This is a genomic window from Turicimonas sp. TL08 (assembly GCF_054660695.1).
Genome location: NZ_BAAGDP010000020.1, coordinates 14,984 through 32,786 on the forward strand (window position 1 = coordinate 14,984; position 17,803 = coordinate 32,786).

Annotated in this window: 16 protein-coding genes; 1 reads left to right on the forward strand and 15 read right to left on the reverse strand. The window is 46.4% G+C overall.

Annotated elements, in window-relative coordinates; genetic code table 11:
- Positions 1-178: 178 nt before the first annotated feature.
- From ACYQ4O_RS09950 to ACYQ4O_RS09965, 4 genes are read right to left on the reverse strand one after another with little or no spacing between them, the layout of a single operon-like run.
- Complete coding sequence (locus ACYQ4O_RS09950) at positions 179-970, reverse strand: TorD/DmsD family molecular chaperone (protein ID WP_460175505.1); 792 nt, start codon at positions 968-970, stop codon at positions 179-181.
- Complete coding sequence (locus tag ACYQ4O_RS09955; protein ID WP_460175506.1) at positions 913-1,731, reverse strand: hypothetical protein; 819 nt, start codon at positions 1,729-1,731, stop codon at positions 913-915. Before ACYQ4O_RS09955 ends, ACYQ4O_RS09950 begins: the two co-directional genes overlap by 58 nt.
- Before the next feature lie 9 nt (positions 1,732-1,740).
- Positions 1,741-2,334, reverse strand: coding sequence for a 4Fe-4S dicluster domain-containing protein (locus ACYQ4O_RS09960; RefSeq protein ID WP_460175507.1), 594 nt, complete (start codon positions 2,332-2,334; stop codon positions 1,741-1,743).
- 3 nt (positions 2,335-2,337) lie between these two features.
- Positions 2,338-5,007, reverse strand: a complete 2,670-nt coding sequence (locus ACYQ4O_RS09965; RefSeq protein WP_460175508.1) for a molybdopterin-containing oxidoreductase family protein — start codon at positions 5,005-5,007, stop codon at positions 2,338-2,340.
- Between the two features lie 394 nt (positions 5,008-5,401).
- Here ACYQ4O_RS09965 and ACYQ4O_RS09970 point away from each other — a divergent pair, with 394 nt between their 5' ends.
- Positions 5,402-6,379: a LysR family transcriptional regulator gene (locus tag ACYQ4O_RS09970; RefSeq protein WP_460175509.1), complete on the forward strand. Its 978-nt coding sequence runs from the start codon at positions 5,402-5,404 to the stop codon at positions 6,377-6,379.
- A 53-nt stretch (positions 6,380-6,432) separates the two neighbouring features.
- On the opposite strand, the gene ACYQ4O_RS09975 is transcribed toward ACYQ4O_RS09970, so the two are convergent.
- The 11 genes from ACYQ4O_RS09975 to rpsD form a co-directional block, all read right to left on the reverse strand.
- On the reverse strand, positions 6,433-6,984 hold the full coding sequence (locus tag ACYQ4O_RS09975; RefSeq protein WP_460175510.1) for a hypothetical protein: 552 nt from the start codon (positions 6,982-6,984) through the stop codon (positions 6,433-6,435).
- A gap of 177 nt (positions 6,985-7,161) precedes the next feature.
- The gene (locus ACYQ4O_RS09980; protein ID WP_460175511.1) at positions 7,162-8,661 is read right to left on the reverse strand and encodes an argininosuccinate lyase; all 1,500 of its coding nucleotides are present in this window, start codon (positions 8,659-8,661) and stop codon (positions 7,162-7,164) included.
- A 255-nt stretch (positions 8,662-8,916) separates the two neighbouring features.
- A complete protein-coding gene (locus tag ACYQ4O_RS09985) occupies positions 8,917-9,534 on the reverse strand; it encodes a TorD/DmsD family molecular chaperone (protein ID WP_460175512.1) in 618 nt (205 codons plus the stop codon).
- Positions 9,535-9,616: 82 nt separating this feature from the next.
- The gene (locus ACYQ4O_RS09990) at positions 9,617-10,252 is read right to left on the reverse strand and encodes a 4Fe-4S dicluster domain-containing protein (RefSeq protein ID WP_460175513.1); all 636 of its coding nucleotides are present in this window, start codon (positions 10,250-10,252) and stop codon (positions 9,617-9,619) included.
- A gap of 2 nt (positions 10,253-10,254) precedes the next feature.
- Complete coding sequence (locus ACYQ4O_RS09995; protein ID WP_308514100.1) at positions 10,255-12,459, reverse strand: molybdopterin-containing oxidoreductase family protein; 2,205 nt, start codon at positions 12,457-12,459, stop codon at positions 10,255-10,257.
- Between the two features lie 382 nt (positions 12,460-12,841).
- Positions 12,842-13,693 (reverse strand): Crp/Fnr family transcriptional regulator, encoded by an 852-nt coding sequence (locus ACYQ4O_RS10000; protein WP_460175514.1) that lies wholly within the window; start codon positions 13,691-13,693, stop codon positions 12,842-12,844.
- Between the two features lie 126 nt (positions 13,694-13,819).
- On the reverse strand, positions 13,820-14,857 hold the full coding sequence (locus tag ACYQ4O_RS10005) for an alpha/beta hydrolase fold domain-containing protein (RefSeq protein ID WP_460175515.1): 1,038 nt from the start codon (positions 14,855-14,857) through the stop codon (positions 13,820-13,822).
- Positions 14,858-14,947: 90 nt separating this feature from the next.
- Positions 14,948-15,370: an RNA-binding S4 domain-containing protein gene (locus tag ACYQ4O_RS10010; RefSeq protein ID WP_066594932.1), complete on the reverse strand. Its 423-nt coding sequence runs from the start codon at positions 15,368-15,370 to the stop codon at positions 14,948-14,950.
- A 64-nt stretch (positions 15,371-15,434) separates the two neighbouring features.
- Positions 15,435-15,842 carry a 50S ribosomal protein L17 gene (gene rplQ, locus ACYQ4O_RS10015; protein ID WP_066594930.1) on the reverse strand — a complete coding sequence of 136 codons (408 nt, stop codon included), beginning with the start codon at positions 15,840-15,842 and terminating at the stop codon, positions 15,435-15,437.
- Between the two features lie 147 nt (positions 15,843-15,989).
- On the reverse strand, positions 15,990-17,024 hold the full coding sequence (locus ACYQ4O_RS10020) for a DNA-directed RNA polymerase subunit alpha (protein WP_277030098.1): 1,035 nt from the start codon (positions 17,022-17,024) through the stop codon (positions 15,990-15,992).
- Between the two features lie 149 nt (positions 17,025-17,173).
- The gene (gene rpsD / locus ACYQ4O_RS10025) at positions 17,174-17,797 is read right to left on the reverse strand and encodes a 30S ribosomal protein S4 (protein WP_066594926.1); all 624 of its coding nucleotides are present in this window, start codon (positions 17,795-17,797) and stop codon (positions 17,174-17,176) included.
- Between the last annotated feature and the right edge of the window lie 6 nt (positions 17,798-17,803).

A 17,803-nucleotide genomic window follows, 5' to 3' on the forward strand; every position in this document is an offset into this window, starting at 1 on the left:
ATCCAACAGATTGCCTATGCCTTACTTTTGAGATTCAGAACAAAAGTCCAAGCGGGCATAAGTCGAGGTCATCATTATTTTTTGAGGAAAGAGCAATAGTTTTATTGTTTCAGTTACCAGCTGACTATCTGCCTATAGCTTCGTAACGAAATTCTTGGTATCGGGGAAATTTAAATTTTCAATTGGAGGCCTCGTCAAACTGCACCCCGCTAAGCATCCTTTGATGGCCTTGACAGGTTCCTTCAAGCATCATCGCCGCTCCGCGGTAGAAGCAAGAGTCAACATTCTCGTAGATTTTGTTGAGAAATTTAGGCAGCCAATTAAAAATGTGCGTCTCAAGAAATGTCGCTTGATCCCGCAGAAAATTCATATATTCCGGTGATGCAGGCTTCTCATTTTTTGCTCTCCGGCAAAGATAAGCCAAGTAATCCAGCTCTAGCGCTATATGATCGTCATACAGGTCGCTCTGATTTTCAAGACCGTGGTCTCGATAGATTCTGCGGACTTGTTCATACGCTTCCTGCATGACGAGCCCCTGAGCACTGGTGTAGACCGACTCATAAGGATAAGCAGCTTTCGAGCCTGCAGTTCCGATAAAGGCTGCCGCGTACTCGGCCGCCAAAAGATCAAGTTGATTATGAGGCCCCTCTTGACGGATCGCTTCATCGATCCATCTCGCCCCTTTGCTGATAAGAGGATGGTCACAATAGTCAGATAGCTTAAGACCGAGAAGCGCCTCCTTTGCGTCTTGCGTGATTTCGGATTTGAATAAACGAGAAAGCAAGGTGTAGTTAATTTCGAAATCGAACAACTCCTCGTAGCTCGGGTACATAGGTAGTACTATCTTAGAATCATTTAGCTGCATGTCTGGTTCCCAAGAACAGGTCGGGGCCGAAGCTCCGACCCTATGAATTAAGGTTTGAAGAAATGCCACGCGGCCTGGCCGATGTCCAATAGCAAATTCTGCCATACAAATACGGCGATAAAAATCCCTGCCAACCCGACAGCTGCCAAGAGCATCTTTGCTTTTCTAGTAAAGGCGCCCGCCAGCGGAAGTACAACGCCGCAGAGGCCGCATCCGATCCAAAAATTCAGACTCAGACTGCCGGAAAGAATTTCGCGAGCCCCTTCCGACGTTTCCGGGTCCGAAAGAAGATATCCCGTATATGCCGCATAGCCAAGACCGGTCACACAAGCTGCAGCCGCAGAAGATATTTTTGCTTTAGCGATCTCAGCATCTTCAAATTCGCTTTCCACAAGAAAGCAAAGTGAAGCGGCGCTCCAGTACAAACTGATGAAAGGAAGCATCAGCATGTAAGAGTTGAGCACGGGACGCCAGCTCATCACCATATTCGCTCCAAGCGCGAAAACCGCAATGAGAGAAAAAAGCGCTGAAATCAAGCTGAAGGCCCGAGTCTTTGTCTGATCCGCTTCTCGATAAAGGCAGATAAGATAAATCAAGCCTGCGGCCAGAGCGCCCGTGACGCCAATCATCTCCCAGAATAGCCATGACTTTGGATTTCCGAAGACACCCAAAATCATACTTGGCCTTCCAAGATTCGAGATCGCCGCAAAACCGCCCAGACTTAAGCACACAAACCCGAGTGCTGCGCAGATCTTCAGAGTCCTCTCAGTAAAGTCGGAGAACTCTGAAGCGGCCAGGGCAGCGAAAAGACCGGCACCTACACAAAGTAAGGCTGCAAAGATTGATAAAGTCCAGTCGCCGACCATTTCTTCTCCTTATAGCATCTTCGGAGGTTTGTTCATCCATTCACCGGTCTTCTTATGAAGAATATAACGGACGGAAGGATGGTTTCCGGAGTCCGGCATGCTGTGGACGTTCTCTTCGCCGGCAGCGGCAAGTACCTTGGAAACTTCGCTCTCCGGATCGTCTATATCGCCGAAGAAACGAGCGCTTGCACAGCAGGCTTTAACACAGGCTGGCTGCTCGCCAACTTCCTGCAAATGACGGCAGAGAGTACATTTTTCCACAACCTTATTTTCCGGATTAAAGGAACGGGCACCGTAGGGGCAAGCGGCGATGCACATCTTGCAGCCGATGCATTTTTCCTTATCCACGAGTACTTGGCCGTCTTCGGTTTTGAAGGAAGCTCCGGTAGGACAGACTTTCACGCAAGGTGCGTCGCGGCAATTCTGACAAACGGTTGGCAGGAAGTACTGCTTGAGTTCGGGAAATTTTCCGACGGGTCCGATGGAAAGTACTTTGTTGTAGTACACACCGAGAGGAACATTGTTTTCATTCTTACATGCGACTTCACATGCAAAGCAGCCGATGCAGCGGTCGAGGTCAATTACGAGAGTTTTTTGTGCCATTTTTTATCCTTCGATCTTTGGGGTGTTCTCTGATGGAGCGGGCATCCAGACTTTGAACTGCTCCGGTTTCGTCCATACGCCTTCCGGTCCTTTATCTGCTTTAGAGATTCGAACTTGGTAGCCGCGAAGTGTGTACGTACCTACCATGTCGTTAAACGGAGCCGTGTTCTTAGAGAGAACGTTCACATTGGCTTCTTTCCAGCCGTGAGTGTCAGAGGCAAGTTTTTCCGGGAACCAGAAGCGTTCCATGTAAAGAACACCCGGATTGATGCCCTCGGTTAATCTTGCTTTACCCTGTGTCTTACCGCGCTTAGATTCAATCCATGTCCAATCGCCTTGCTTAATGCCGTACTTGGCGGCCGTCTCCGGATTAATCCAAACTTCGGGAACAGGATAGATTTCACGCAGATAAGGAATATTCCTGAGAGTGCTGTGGTGGAACATAGGCAGACGTCCATTGGTCATCACAAGCGGATACTCTTTGGCAATTTCTCTGTTCGGACTTTCGTAAGGTTCCATGTAGTAAGGCAGCGGATCGTAGTCTTTTTCTACCGGATCAAGTTTTTGCAGAGCGTACGGAGCACCGGTGCGCCCCATCGTGATGAAACGGTCGGTATACAGTTCCAATTTCTTTGAAGCTGTACCGAAGCCTACCGGAAGACCTGTCTTCGGATTGATCTTCTTGTAGACATAGTAGCTGTTCCATTTGTCATACGGCATTGCTTCGATAAAGCCTTTTTTCTTTAACTCAGCAAACGTAATATTGAGCGGTTTGAGTTTCAGATCCAAAATTTCATCCATTGAATCCCACTGTGGAAGATCTGCACCCATAAATTCCGGGTCAAAGGACTTACGGCATACTTCGTGACCTAATTCACCGCAGCGCTTGAGAATTTTTGACCAAATAACTGTTTCGTGGCGTGTTTCCCAAGTATGCACGACAGCTTGGCGAGCCCAAACCGTATTGAGAGACTCAGCAAGGAAATCGGTTTCTAACCATTCTGTTGTAGGCAAAAGCATATCCGCGTACATAGAGAAGGATGTCGGATAGTTAAACATATGGACGATGAAATCCACGTGTTTAGTGGCTTCAGCCCAAGAACCTGCATCGCCGACGACTCCGAGCTTATTGCCGGAGCGCTCGAGCCAGACTTTGATCGGGTATGGCTTACCGGTCATAATCGCTTCCTGGATTCGGCTTGGCTGAGCTGCGTCCCAAGACAGAAGTCCTTTGAACTCTACGCCGCCGAGGCGTTTAGCAAGCTGACCCGGAGGCAGCAGGCGTTCACAGCGGGATACCAGGCTGTTCTTAGGCGGCACAGCCAATGGATTTCTGTTCATCAGCGTTCCGGGTTTTTCCACATATCCCATTAAGGCGTTAAGGATGACGGCACCCATAGCCGCCTGAACGGAGTTCGGGTTCTGGTCGGTTGCTACACCCAAGGAGATTCCTCCCGGGCCCTCAGCGTAGATCTTGATCGCTTCTTCAATCTTTTCAGGTTTCAGCCAGCAGGTTTCTCCGGCTTTTTCAAGTGTCCATGGTTCTGCTCTTTCCTTGAGCAGGCGGAAACCGGTCTTGTAAGTTTTCCCGTTGTAAGTGAATTCGCCGTCTAGAACCGGATCAAGATTGTCGTTCCATGGATAGGGAAGCGGCTGAGGCTGGTTGGTTTTTGCATCCCAAACCACAAAATCTTCTTTTTTACCGTCTTTGAAAAGCTCATTGGCCTTGACTGTCATCTTAGTCTTTGTGTCGACCAGATAAGGCAAGTTTGTCCATTTAAGCACAAAATCTTTGTCGAAAAGATTGTGAGCAATGATGTAGCGTATCCAAGCAAGCTGAAGAGCCACGTCGGTACCGGGACGTACAGGAAGCCAAACATCGGCTTTGGCTGCGCTCGGCGCAAATCTCGGGTCGACAGAAACAGTTTTAACCCCTTTTGCCCGAAGGTTAGCAAGGGCATGACCGCCGCCTGCCGGACAGCTGTAGGAGACGTCAGTTCCCCACAGGACGATGTTTTTCATCGGAGTGTTTTTGTTGTAGATTTCCAGAGCGCATTCGTCAGCGATGGATGTAGAAGGTCCGCCGTACATCATGCCGAAGGCCAATGTTCTGGGAAGGAAGCACTGTGCGCATCCCGGTTCATACCAGTTAGGCGTACCGAAAATGTTGCAGAATCTGGCAATCATTCTAAAGTGCGGGTTTCCGCCGCCTCCGGTGGAGGCCATTACCGATTCAGCACCGTACTTTTCTCTGGCTTCCATCATTTTGTGAGCAATGATATCAATTGCCTCATCCCAGCTGATGCGTTTCCATTTATTCTCTCCGCGCTCTCCGACTCGAATCATCGGATACTTGTTGCGGTCCGGATGATAAAGAGCATTGATGCCGGAGAGACCTTTGGCGCAGAGTGTTCCGTCTGTCATCGGATAGTTCGGATCTCCCTCAATTTTAATGACACGGCCGTTGCGGACATGAGCACGGACACCGCAATTATGAATGCAGGCACGGCAGGTAGTAGTAATAATCTGAGTGTCGTCTTTTTGAGAGTCCGTTGGTTTTTGCGCAGTTGAAGTTCCGGCAGAAAAAGCCGGAGAAAACGGCGAAGCTGCTGTTGCGCCGGCAACGGCGGCTGCCTTGACGAAACTTCTGCGGCTAATTTGGGATAGTTTCATAAAGTTACTCCAAGGATTAAGAGTTTGGGGGATAGAAAAATTGGTACAAATTCCTCCCCTTCGGATGCTCTTCAGGCATCCGATGAGAACGAGATAAATAAAACTGTGGGCCCGGGATTGGCCTTTAAACTGCAGCCCTAATCTTTAGGACTAAGTGGTATTTGAGTGACGTTTTTCATGATGGGGAGCTATTAGTTATTGGGGATGACTCCATTCTATTTTTCTTCTTCAGTTGTTAATAGAGCATTTTTGTCTGTCACTCTTCAAAAATAACAATGTCCCAATAATTCAATAAGTTATAGATAAATTTTAGGAACACCACGCAACGAATGTATTGATCAGAACGATTTTTGCCTATAGGATCACCTCTAAACCTACCCCCTCAAAATGCAGTATGAAGCAAAAAGATAACTTGCTTGCCTGGCGTGCGCTCACAGTCACTGTAGAGACAGGCAACATTACTCAGACGGCGCTGCTTCTTGATCTAGACAGCGCAAAGGTTTCCAGGCTTATTGCCGGATTAGAAAAAGACGTTGGTTTTGAGCTTCTGGTTAAAAACAAACGGCCGTTCATTCCCACGGATAGATGTCGACAGATTCTTCCGATGGTCATACCTTTGTTAGACGGATTCAGCAAACTTGATGAGTTTTGCGAAGGTACTTCTTATAAGATTTTGATTCGGTTTTCTGCTCCGGTCGAGATGACTCAGCAGTTCTATTCGCAGGAATTGATGCAGTATTCTCGGCTCAATCCTCGCGTTCAGTTTTCCATGCTTCCGGAAATGACAGTTCGGGATCTGTTAAATGGAGATACCGATATTGCTGTCGTAAACCACTCACCGGCAGATCAATCGGAAATCGTTGCACGTCACGTGGTTTCAAACTCGACGCCCATATTTGCCTCCCCGCAATACTTGGAAGCTCATGGAGTTCCTCGAACACCCGAAGATTTGTCCCAGCATGTCGGCCTATTACAGGTTATGCCCAATAATGCGCCGACTATGCTTCTGTATCGTGACGGTGTCCCAAGCAACATTATTCATTGGCGTGAAATTTATCTAAGTCACGATCAATTACTTATTAGGAACATGGTGTTGAACCACCAGGGCATTACGCCGGATTTATATCTGGGCCACGTCGTTCAAGAGCTCAAGGAAGGAAAAATAGTTCCTATTCTTCCCGGCTGGGAGCGCCAGGACTGGAATATGCACATACTTGCGCGGCGTGATCGATATTTGTCGGATCCCGCGATAAGAGACTTTGTAAACTGGTTTTCTCAGGTAGAAAACAGAGGATGCATCGAGCGAATTATGGCAGCTAGAAGTGCAATCGAGGAGGCACGAGCAAAAGGTCTCGTTCCAAATTTCGAATAAAGCCGATTAGCTCTCGCTGCCGTCTGCGAGAGCTTTCAATTTATTATCTCGTCTTACTGGGCGTTTTCTGTGGCGATACCGCCGAATTCAATGCCTACCACATAGGCAACGGCAAAATTATCCAGCGGCATGTCAGGAACAACAAAGCGGAATTGGTTCTTGCTTCCGGCTTGAATAACTTTGGTTTCTCGCGTCAGCAAATAAGCGTTCTTGTAGGCGTCAGGATTGCCTTCGGCATCTTTGCCGAATACGTGAATCGTAAAGTGAGCATTCGTATAGGTAATGCTCTGTGGATTGACAACCGTCAGAACAAATTCCGAACCGTTTCCGTTCTTCACGGGCTGATCAATGCCTAGAAGAAAGACTGCGCCGGAAGTAGATACCGGAGAAAGCTTAGGATCAGCCGGCATCAAAGGAATGGAGGATGTGGGAACGATACTTTCAAGATAGTTCACTCGTTTTTGGAGCATCAGCACCGCATCCTTCAGATCTTCAACCTGCTGCTTCAGCGTTGGTACTTGACTTTTGGCTGTTTGGGCCAAGACCCCCGTGGAACAAAACAAAATGGCAGAGGCTGCGGCAGCTGCGATTAATAGTTTTTTCATGCTTAAATCTCCAAAATGATGGTAATTAAGCTTATCAACTCGGCCGGCAGCCTCCATGAGTTCATCCTTATTTGAGCAGTAAGCGTGTAAAACTTTTTGACCGGTGAACTAAGAAAACCGGTGCTTCTTTTCGTTACTTCACGAAAAAACCCACCGGTTCGTTGCAAAACTACTTGATTACTTCAAGTATTCAGCAAAGTCTTTATCAAGCTTGGCTAAAGCATCGTTAATTTTTTGCTTCTGCTCTTGAGTCCATTTCTCTTGGTTCTTAATGGAAGCTTCCATAATATCGAGCTGCTTTCTCATCTCGGCCGGCTGCGGACCTCCGGCGGTCTTCCGGTTCTTAATAATTTCAATTGGATTCAGAGTAGCCTTAAACTGCTCTTCAGACATCGGCAGATTAGGATTGCCGGTTGGATATTCGGACTTAATCACTTCGCTGTAGATTCTCTTTGCTTCTGCATATGGAAAATCTAACGGCTTGATGTCATGAGCTCGTGCATATCCGACCACCTGGCTTGCAAAATGGTGCCCCACGCGGAACGGCAGCTTGTACTCTCTCATCAGAACGTCAGCAACTTCCTGAGAAGCAGTCCAGTCAAGATTGAGCTCCTCCAAGGCACGCTTTGGATTGATTCTTAACGCCGTTAAGCACTTGTCAAAACTTTTCAGCATAGCCAGCGTTTGTTCCATCGTCGGCCAGTAAGAAGCTCCTTTTGGATCACTAAATCCTGGAGTGATATTGTGTGCACGAATCAACATTGTCTGAGCATCGCCAAATACTGTGCTTGCAGCTTTCCTAGTATTGATCAACAGTCCCGGATTACGTTTCTGCGGCATAGCGGAAGAAACGTAAGTATTGTCGCCGCCTTCTTGGAGAATAATCCATGGACGCGGTTGAGCGTATTGCGTCATTACGTCTTGGATGAAGGTTCCGACATGCAAAGCAATTCCTGTAACTACGTTGGAGATTTCGATCAATTCATCAATTGGTTTTGTCTGAGCAGCATCATATGCATTCAACACCGGTGCCTTAAAACCAAGATAATCCGACATACGCTGACGATTCAGCGGCCAGCTGGTTCCATTAAGAACTGTCGTTCCCATCGGAGAATAGTTAATCCGCTCATAGCATTCTTTCAGCTTCTGCTGATCACGTTCAAAGGAAGCAAGGTAACCGAAAAGATAGTGCGCATAACTATTGGGCTGAGCTGCAACACCGTTGGTGTAATTCGGAACGACGGTATCGATATTTTTCTCTGCGATGTTCTGCAGGAGCTGCATTGTCTTAGCCAGAGCCTCGGAAATGGAGAGAATGTAGTCTCTGAGAATCATTGTGTTATATGAGGCATGCATATCCTGGCTGGAGCGGCCGATGTGGAGCATCGTGGCATCCATTCCGACTTTCTTAATCAACTCCGGTTCATAAGCGATCACTTTGTTCGGACGTTTGGCGCCAGGTTTTGAAGCATCAGCAGCAACTTCTGAAATTCCTTTTGCTATCCTTTTTGCCAAATCCTTATCTAACAAATTCTCATCAGCGTTGATGACTACGGAAGCCTTATTCATCTCCGTTAGCCAATAAAATTGGTCACGCTGCGGAGCAGCTTCGGACACTGAGACCAGTGACAGTGCAGCGGCCAAAGCGGTTGCTGAGAAAGTCTTTAATTTGTTCATAGTTCCTCCTTGGTGATGTCTAATTTAAAGTCAATCAGGCCTTCTTTTGTCCTTATTCTGCCTGGCAATAAACCGAGACCTGAACTTTCTATTCTGAGTGTATCTCAGAACTCTCTTGCCTTAGAAAAAAAATTATTAGCCCACAGATTCTGCAAGGACAGAGAATTTCAAGAAAAATAGACCCCTAACACGATCAAAAAAAGGACGGCGTTCCGCAACTACCGTCCTTTTTCAAAACTACAAAAAGCTCTCAGCCTATTCCTTCAGACTCTGCTCCAGCAAGGCTCTTTCCGTCATCAAAAACACAGTCATCGTAGAAGCGATGTTTTGCAGATCTTCGTTTTCTGTTGATTCCCGAATCTGTTTTGCAACAGCTTTACCAACCGGAAGAAGATGGCCCTCAACCAGTTCTAAAAGATCTTTTCCGTCTTTGCCCTGCATGACTAAAACAGTGGCAAAGGCCATTTCCATCGAAAGCGAATCAGCTTCCATTTCTTTTTCAGGCCTAGGCTGGAAATTATGCTTTCCGTAAAGCTCTTTAATATCTCTCCAAGCACCTTGGCAAAGAATTCCTTCTTCGCTTCTGTAAACGGATTCAGACAAAGGAATGGTTCTGGAGCCGACGCCGTAAAACAGCTTTGCATACTCGGCTTCCAGTTTATTTCCTTCCTGAGGAGGCTCTGCAAGCGTGTCTGCCGTCACATTAGACCCGCTTAAAAAAGCATTTTCTCCGCGGACAAAAGCTTCTACCATCGGAAAAACATCCAGCAACGGCTGAACTCTTTTATCTCCGAAAAAGTGACTGAAGAATTCGTAACAACCTAACCGGCTGCCTTTGTATTCCTCCAGAAATTCTTTTGCACTCTGCGTCATACACTTCCTTTCGTTAAAAATCCCCGCCTAATTGCTCAAGCGGGGACAAAAATGTTTATGTAATTTTTGAACAACTTATCGGCTATCTAACTTTATCAGCTAGACCGGCAATGTCGCAATGGCTGGCAATATAACGAACCTTCGGTTGTGTACCGGCTTTTTCGTTCATTGCCACAGACTTGGCCACGAGGGCCTTCTGATCATCAGTTAAGTTGTCATAGTCGACAAACATCAATGCATTTACTGCACAGGCTTCCACGCATTTCGGAGGTAAGCCTTTAGAAGTCCTCTGCGGGCAGAGTGTGCATCTTTCTGCTTTGCCCGGAGTCCTCTTTTGGTGCTCCAGCAACGGAACAATGACCAACTCATCCTTGTCGTAATAAGAAGTCTTTCCGCTGGTATTAAACTGCGGAGCGCCATATGGGCAAGCAGCCAAGCAGGCCTTGCATCCGACGCATTTGTTCTGATCGACAAGAACCTCACCGTTTGGTCCTTTATAGATAGCCTTGACCGGGCAAACGGGCAAGCAAGCTGGATTGTCGCAGTGCTGGCAGCTTACACGGTAATAGTTAATGATGTTTTCTTTGACGTTTTCGTTGCGGTGAATTTGATTCCATTGAATGTTCGGCGCAACTTTATTTTCCTGTTTGCAGGCAATAAAGCAAGCCTGACATCCAATGCAGTTGTCAACATTGACGAGTATTCCGTATCTGCTCATGATCAGGCCTCCTTAGTGATTTCAACACAGGTTTCAAAGTACGGGGCGTAGCCCGACAGCTTGTCGAATGTACGAGGAATAAGGACTTGAGAGTTCTGGTTTCCTCTCCATCCGTACTGCATGCCTACCAATCCCGGAGGAACGATGATGGAGACTCTGGCTTTGCCGTGGCATTCGCCGTTCTGATTCTTAAGAACAATCTTGTCTCCTTCCTTGATACCTCTGGCTGCCGCGTCTTTCGGATTGATATCGATGGTAGACATCGGTTCAATTTCCAAAGAGTAAGGAGAATCCGAGCGTACTTTGGAGTGTGTGATGTAGGGAGCACGTGTACCGTTGATTAACTTCAGAGGATACTGAGCAGTCGGCTGCATCGGCTGTTGATATTCCGGATAAGTTCCTAAGTTGAACTTCTTGGTGATTTCAGAAACCAACTCAATCTTGCCGGACGGTGTTTCAAAGCCTGGCTGACCGTCATGTCTCAAGAGACCTTTTTCGTACTTCAACGGTTCTTGTTTCTGTGCTTTGACAACGGTCATGTTAGGCAGATTCTTCTGAGCTTCTGCATACGTTGTTCCCCACTTCTGAAGAATGGAGTCGCAGGCTTTAACGGGATCGCCGTCAAAGAAGTCTTTCGGATCGGCAACAAGCGCACCGATCTGGAATGCAATCCACCAGTCTTCTTTAGCTTCGCCCAATGGTTTGACCGGTTTTCTGACTGCTACTTTATTTCCGAACGTTGCAAACGGAGCGTAACGTTCATAGTTCATCGCTGCCGGAAGAATCAAATCAAGATTCTTATGAGAAATATCACGATAGAAGTAGTCGGTTGCAAATGCAAAATCCATATTCTTGATAGCTTCGGCATACACATCCGGCTGCGGCCAAATCATGACGTTGAAACCGAATCCGCAGAAAGCCTTAAGCTTGCCTTCTTTAACCCATTCAGGAAGCTTATTCGGATTAAATTGGACTTGTGTGTAGTTCCAAACCGGCACAAAGTCCTTATCTAAACGATCCTTCTTATGGGATTGGAACCACTTGTAGTCCACAAACTCTTTGGTAAGACCATTGTCATGGCAGATATAGCCTTCCGGACCAACTCCGAATAATGCACCGCCGGGAATATCTACGTAGCCGAGAATAACGGGAACGCACAACCAAGCACGAGAATTATTTACACCGTTTGTAGAGTGAGACAATGACTGAGAAGTCAAAGTAAAGCTGCCTGGACCTTGAGCGTAAGCATGAGCAGCTTCTACAACAAGATTTGCCGGTACACCGGTCAACTCTTCAGTTTTTTCCGGAGTAAATTGTTTGCAGTAGTTGCGGTACTCTTCTACTCCATGAACCCACTTGTCGCAGAATTCTTTGTTGTATAAACCTTCCTCAAACAGCACACGGCAAACACCGGCTGCTAAGGCAGCGTCCGTTCCCTGACGAGGCTGCAGATGAACATCGGCAAGTTCAGCTGTCTTTGTACGGCGGACATCGACAACGACTATCTTTACACCGCGTTTTTTAGCAGCTCTTACGCCATTTAACCAACCATGCGGTTTTGACCATGCGCCGTTTGTAGCGATTACCAAATAGCTCTTAGTTTTCGGGCCGCAGCCGCCGCCGGAATATTCCACACCGAAGGTTAATTCTTCAGCAAGCATGGAACCTTTACGGCAAGCAACGGAGGATTCAGTAGCATAGTGCCAAGAACCGAAATGACGAGCCAAGCGCATAACAGCGGGACGAGGTTCCTTAGGGTCACCGCAGAAGAAAAGAACGGATTCCGGACCATATTTTTCACGGACTGTCTTCAAGTTGGCGGCAATCATAGCCAAAGCCTCTTCCCATGAGCATCTGACAAACCCAGGATCGTCACTGCCTTTCGGGTTTGTTCTCTTCATTGGATAAAGAAGGCGATTCGGGTTATAGAGTCTCTGCAGAGTTGCCAGAGCCTTGTTGCAGAGAAGTTTCTGCTGATGTTCTTTCCAATTACCGACAGACACAATGGTGTTGCCTTGTTTTTGGAATTTAATACCGCACATCGGCATTTGGTTGCAGTTATCGCAGATAGTAAAGCCGGTTTCTTCAGCTTCCTGTGCCTTAGCGGCTCCTGTGATAAACATCGAGGCTGCGCTCGGTACTGCTGCAGCAATTGGGATAGTTTTGAATAAGCCGCGACGGCTCAAAGTTACATTGAGGTTTGTCATTAATTATCTCCTCCGAGAGAAGGAAGTTATAGTGGGGTGCTATCACTCTAATATTTTCCCAAAGCCTCAATTAGACTAGTGTACTTTCCTTGGTTATCCCTAGATTTCTCATCCCAATTACCTAGGAAATTATCCTTAGGGTTATCTCTTGGTTCAAAAATATCCTATTGATTTATATGCCAATAATTTGGTTGGAAACTCTGGAATCTTTATTATTTCCTTTATCGCTGCTCTTAACGAGTTCCAAATGCGGGCTCTTAAGCTGAATGCGCCTTATCGACCTATCTATCCGGAACTTTTAAGGCGAGTCTCCTAAAAGGCCTAATTGGACCGACTGCGCTTTCCCAACTATCACTAACAAGTTATCAGCGCTCAATGTGCATTAGTTCTGCTCATCTTCAAACAGAATTTGTTCGGCTAATGTCCGAGGATAGTTGTAGGAATCAGCTTCGTCCATACAGCCTCTAATCCACAGATAAAACGGCTCCAGCAACTCAGGATTCACCAAAACAAATTCTCCGTCACGCTTCCAGTTCTTCTCACGAATCCATTTATGAAGGACTTTGTCCAGCCATACGGAAGAACAATTTGTCACTAGAACCTGATACTTCCTAGTCAACGGCACCGGCATACGAATCATTTTTCTGCCTTCATTGTCATAGACCATAGTTCCGTAATTCAAGGCCCATGTCGAAGTCAATGCTTTGAGCTTGTCTTCGGTACTCAATAGAGACAAACAGCAAAAACCGACACGATCAGAGAGGCTTGCAAGTTCAAACTGGACTTGGAGCAGCTCGTTAATGATTCGATCCTGTTTGGCGACTCCTGTCAAAATACTTTGCGGAACACAGACAACCTCTGCCTTTGTCACTGCAAAGTAATGTCCGGCAGCAGGACGGCCGGAAAAGAAATTTAGGTTGCCGGCAGCAATATGTCCGGGAGTTGATAAAGCAATGGCCTGAGTCTCGCCGCTAGTGGAACCAATTGCCCGACCGGTCACACCTTTTGTCACTAAAACTACGTGGTCTACCTTCTCTTTTGAGGAAAAAATTTTCTCGCCTTCTCTCAATGTTCTGGCGATTCCCAACTTCATAAAGAGCTTTTCGAGAAGGGGATGCAAACGATGATGAATCCATGGCATAACCGGCACTTTGGAGTAAATCGCATCCGCAGAATTTGTGTTGTTCTTCCCTTGAACGATTGATGCATACCAGCTTTGACTAAACTTTGCCATGAGACCTTAGGTAGTTATTGTTTTAGAAATTTTGTTATAACTTTGGATAATACGCAATACAAGATTATTCCAAAACAAAAGAGGCTTGACAAAACAATCAAACCTCTCAGCTTTTACAACGTCTTATTAGAGGTTGCTTCCGGGTGCGGTCGTCTCAACACCACCTTCTTTTGGTGCTCCTAACTTCGCTTTAAAAAACTCTACTACGGCATTAATGATATTTGGTTGATACCAGCTGATATCACCGTGCTTAGCATTCTTCATCAAAATGTATTGAGCATCAACGTTCTTTTGCTTCAAAGCTTCATACATCTGTTTGCTCTGTATGGGGCTAACCAAAGGATCCTCTGCGCCATGCATCAGAAGAAATGGAGGTTCGGTTCCGTCAACATGGCCGATAGGACTCGCGTCCAAGGCTTTCTCTGGAGTTTCCAAAACAGATGCTCCGGCAAAATCTCTGAATGCCGGGCCATTAACTAAAAGAGCTTCCGTGACTGCAGCGGAGTCGTGTACTTTGCGAATGTTTTCCGGATGTCCTTCACCGATATTTCTTAGGTCAGAAATGCCGTAAATGGACACAACCGCTTGAACATCTGAATTTTGATTCAAATAGTCACCTGCATCCCACTTCTTTTCGCCATTGGTAGCACCTACCATCTGAGAGACATAACCGCCGGCCGAATCTCCGAGAACACCGATTCTTTCGGGATCAATGCCGAATTCTTTAGCATGTTCTCTTAAAAATCTAACGGCTGCTTTACCGTCTTGCAGGAGTGCCGGGAATTTATTCGGAACGGTACGATATTCACAAGCAGCTACGACAAATCCAGCCTTTGCCAAAGCCATCCGCATTTCTGTGTACTTTTCATAATCGGCGGAAGTAAAGCCGCCACCGGGAAAATAAATGATCGCAGGTTTGAGCTTGTTGTCACGAGGAATCAGCACTGTCATACGCAGTGCACGATTATGTCTTAATCCTTTAATCTGAGAGTAAATAATTCCGCCGATAGTATCTATCTGACCGTTTTCTATTATAGGGGAGATGACAGTAGCACCTTTTGAATATCCTAGTAATTGGCTGTCATCCGCCATGGCACCGGAAGAAGATACTGCAGAAAGAGAAAGAAGAGCCGCTGCCATGGAAATCTTAAAAATAGTTTTCATATTGCCTCCCAAAGTGATTAAGAAATTATCATCGATATCCGTAGAGGCAACAACCAAACCATTTAGGTAGTTGAGATAGAGATTTCTCTATCAAAAATCATGGGTAGGATTGAAATTATGCTGAAACTCACGAAGTTTTCGCCCTTCACGTTTAGTTGGGCGCCCTTTGTGATCAGCTCCGGGAACCGGTATTAAAGCCGCGGCTTCTTTAATCTGTTCTCGTTTAAATTTACTTTCTTCCGTCTCCTCGTAAAGAGTCGCAGCAACAGGAGCCGGGCCTCTTTTTCCGGAAAGAGCTTTAACAATCACTATAAAGCGCTCAGAGCCTCGAAATATTTCCAGCTCATCTCCTACTCTGACCTCTTTACTCGCCTTAGCACGAGCCTTATTGACCTTTACACGGCCCAATTCAATATTGTCTTGAGAAAGAGTTCTGGTTTTGAAAAATCGTGCAGCCCAAAGCCATTTATCTAAACGGATGGAATCGAGTTCTGTTTCAGCCTTGTTTCCCATTAGTACCTCCCAAAACAAAAGTCCGCGATTTGCGGACCTTTGAAAATATCATCGAAACTAAAAATTATTCAGCTTTAGCTTCTTCTTTTGCTTCAGCAGCTGGCTTGTTATCCGTAGTCTTCTGAACCAATTCTACATAAGCCATCGGAGCATTGTCGCCTACACGGTAACCCATCTTAAGGATACGAGTGTAACCGCCGTTTCTTTCTTTGAACATCGGTCCGATTTCGTTGAAGAGTTTGACAACCATTTCGCGATCACGGAGTCTGTTGAAAGCCAAACGTCTGTTGGCAACTGTCGGTTCCTTAGCAAGAGTGATCATCGGTTCTACAACGCGACGAAGTTCTTTTGCTTTCGGCAATGTTGTCTTGATAGCTTCATGACGAAGAAGGGAGTTCATCATGTTGCGGAGCATTGCCAAACGGTGTGCAGATGTACGGTTTAATTTACGGAGACCAAGTTTATGACGCATTTTATAAATTCCTTAAAAAGTCTTTGTTAGGGTGCCTTTTAGGCATCTCCCGTCTCTTCTATCCCTACCGGGCGGGCGGGTTTGAAAGCCGTGATTGTACACAGCTTTCTGATTTAAAACAATAAATACGACAAGTACTACAAAAAATTAGTAATCAAGTCCTACTGGTGGCCAGTTGTCTAACTTCATACCTAAAGTCAAACCGTGAGTTCCGAGAACTTCCTTGATCTCGTTAAGAGATTTTCTGCCTAAGTTAGGTGTCTTAAGAAGTTCATTTTCGGTTCTCTGAATAAGGTCGCCGATGTAGTAAATATTTTCAGCCTTCAAGCAGTTGGCAGAACGAACTGTCAATTCAAGATCATCAACCGGACGGCGGAGGATCGGATCAACTGGAGGCTGTGGTTTAACAACCGGAATTTCCTGCTGCTGCGGAATTACAGGCTGAGCCTGAACCGGAACAACTGGTTCAATGCCGATAGTGGCAATGCCGCCGAAGACGGAAAGCTGATCCTGAAGAATATGGGCAGCCTGACGGACTGCTTCTTCCGGAAGGATGGCGCCGTTTGTATCAACGGAAAGAACAAGTTTGTCCAAGTCTGTACGTTGTTCAACACGAGCGTTTTCAACTTTGTAAGCAACACGAAGAACAGGAGAGAAAGAAGCGTCCATGATGATCTTGCCGATAGTGGCTTTGCTGTAATCATCCTTGAGAGCTCTCATATCGCCTGGCTGGTAGCCTCTGCCCTTTTCTACCTTGATCTGCATGTCAAGCTTGCCGCCGGAAAGGTTGGCAATTACATGGTCAGGATTCAAAATCTGGCAGTCGTGCGGTAAATCGAAGTCAGCTGCTGTGACAGGGCCTGTGCCTTCTTTACGCAATGTAACGGTAACTTCATCTCTGTTTTCGAGTTTGAAGATAACGCCCTTAACGTTAAGAAGAATGTCCACAACGTCTTCCTTAACACCGTCGATCTGGCTGTATTCGTGTACAACACCGGCGATCTGTGCTTCAGTTGGAGCATAACCAATCATGGAGCTCAAAAGAACTCTGCGGAGAGCATTTCCAAGAGTGTGAGCGTAACCGGTTTCAAACGGTTCCATGGTTACTGTTGCGGAATATGGATTGCCTTCAGCTGTTTCAACTTCAATGCTGCGTGGCTTTAAAAGATTGTTAACCGACATTGAATATCCTTTTTACAATACCCTCGGCTCGTTACACCGATAAGGCTGCTAGGAAAAACGGGGCTTTAAAAACGAGTTTACGATCCGAGCCCCAAAGACCGGATCGTAGACATTGTATCAAGCGGCGCACTACACCGCTGTGACATAAATTAGCGAGAGTAAAACTCAACAATCAGAGATTCGTTGACGTCGTGAGCGATTTCGTCACGAGCTGGTACGTTCTTGAATGTACCTTCCAATTTCTTGGAATCAACTGCAACCCAATCAGGGAAACCGTTAGATTCAGCCATCTTAACGCTTTCGTTGATACGGGTTTGGTTTTTGGCTTTTTCGCGAATAGCGATAACATCGCCGGCACGAACTTGGTAGGAAGGAATGTTTACTTTCTTACCGTTGACTGTAACAGCGCAGTGGCTAACCAACTGGCGAGCTTCTGCACGTGTGCAGCCGAAGCCCATTCTGTAGACGACGTTGTCTAAACGGCACTCTAACAAACCGAGTAACTGTTCGCCAACGTTGCCGCGCATAGAATTGGCTTTTTCAAAATAAAGTCTGAACTGACGTTCGAGAACGCCGTACATACGTTTAACTTTTTGCTTTTCACGAAGCTGCTGACCATAGTCAGACAATCTGGCACCGGAAGTGCGGCCATGCTGACCAGGAGCTTCTTCGGATTTGCATTTTGAACTGAAAGAACGTCTTGCGCTCTTCAAGTTCAAGTCGCAGCCTTCACGGCGTGCGAGCTTTTCTTTAGGTCCGGTATAACGAGCCATTTGTTT

Coding starts and splice junctions, on each gene's coding strand:
- ACYQ4O_RS09950 (WP_460175505.1), bottom strand. CDS start 970: ATGGCAGAATTTGCTATTGGACATCGGCCAGGCCGCGTGGCATTTCTT.
- ACYQ4O_RS09955 (WP_460175506.1), bottom strand. CDS start 1,731: ATGGTCGGCGACTGGACTTTATCAATCTTTGCAGCCTTACTTTGTGTA.
- ACYQ4O_RS09960 (WP_460175507.1), bottom strand. CDS start 2,334: ATGGCACAAAAAACTCTCGTAATTGACCTCGACCGCTGCATCGGCTGC.
- ACYQ4O_RS09965 (WP_460175508.1), bottom strand. CDS start 5,007: ATGAAACTATCCCAAATTAGCCGCAGAAGTTTCGTCAAGGCAGCCGCC.
- ACYQ4O_RS09970 (WP_460175509.1), top strand. CDS start 5,402: ATGAAGCAAAAAGATAACTTGCTTGCCTGGCGTGCGCTCACAGTCACT.
- ACYQ4O_RS09975 (WP_460175510.1), bottom strand. CDS start 6,984: ATGAAAAAACTATTAATCGCAGCTGCCGCAGCCTCTGCCATTTTGTTT.
- ACYQ4O_RS09980 (WP_460175511.1), bottom strand. CDS start 8,661: ATGAACAAATTAAAGACTTTCTCAGCAACCGCTTTGGCCGCTGCACTG.
- ACYQ4O_RS09985 (WP_460175512.1), bottom strand. CDS start 9,534: ATGACGCAGAGTGCAAAAGAATTTCTGGAGGAATACAAAGGCAGCCGG.
- ACYQ4O_RS09990 (WP_460175513.1), bottom strand. CDS start 10,252: ATGAGCAGATACGGAATACTCGTCAATGTTGACAACTGCATTGGATGT.
- ACYQ4O_RS09995 (WP_308514100.1), bottom strand. CDS start 12,459: ATGACAAACCTCAATGTAACTTTGAGCCGTCGCGGCTTATTCAAAACT.
- ACYQ4O_RS10000 (WP_460175514.1), bottom strand. CDS start 13,693: ATGGCAAAGTTTAGTCAAAGCTGGTATGCATCAATCGTTCAAGGGAAG.
- ACYQ4O_RS10005 (WP_460175515.1), bottom strand. CDS start 14,857: ATGAAAACTATTTTTAAGATTTCCATGGCAGCGGCTCTTCTTTCTCTT.
- ACYQ4O_RS10010 (WP_066594932.1), bottom strand. CDS start 15,370: ATGGGAAACAAGGCTGAAACAGAACTCGATTCCATCCGTTTAGATAAA.
- rplQ (WP_066594930.1), bottom strand. CDS start 15,842: ATGCGTCATAAACTTGGTCTCCGTAAATTAAACCGTACATCTGCACAC.
- ACYQ4O_RS10020 (WP_277030098.1), bottom strand. CDS start 17,024: ATGTCGGTTAACAATCTTTTAAAGCCACGCAGCATTGAAGTTGAAACA.
- rpsD (WP_066594926.1), bottom strand. CDS start 17,797: ATGGCTCGTTATACCGGACCTAAAGAAAAGCTCGCACGCCGTGAAGGC.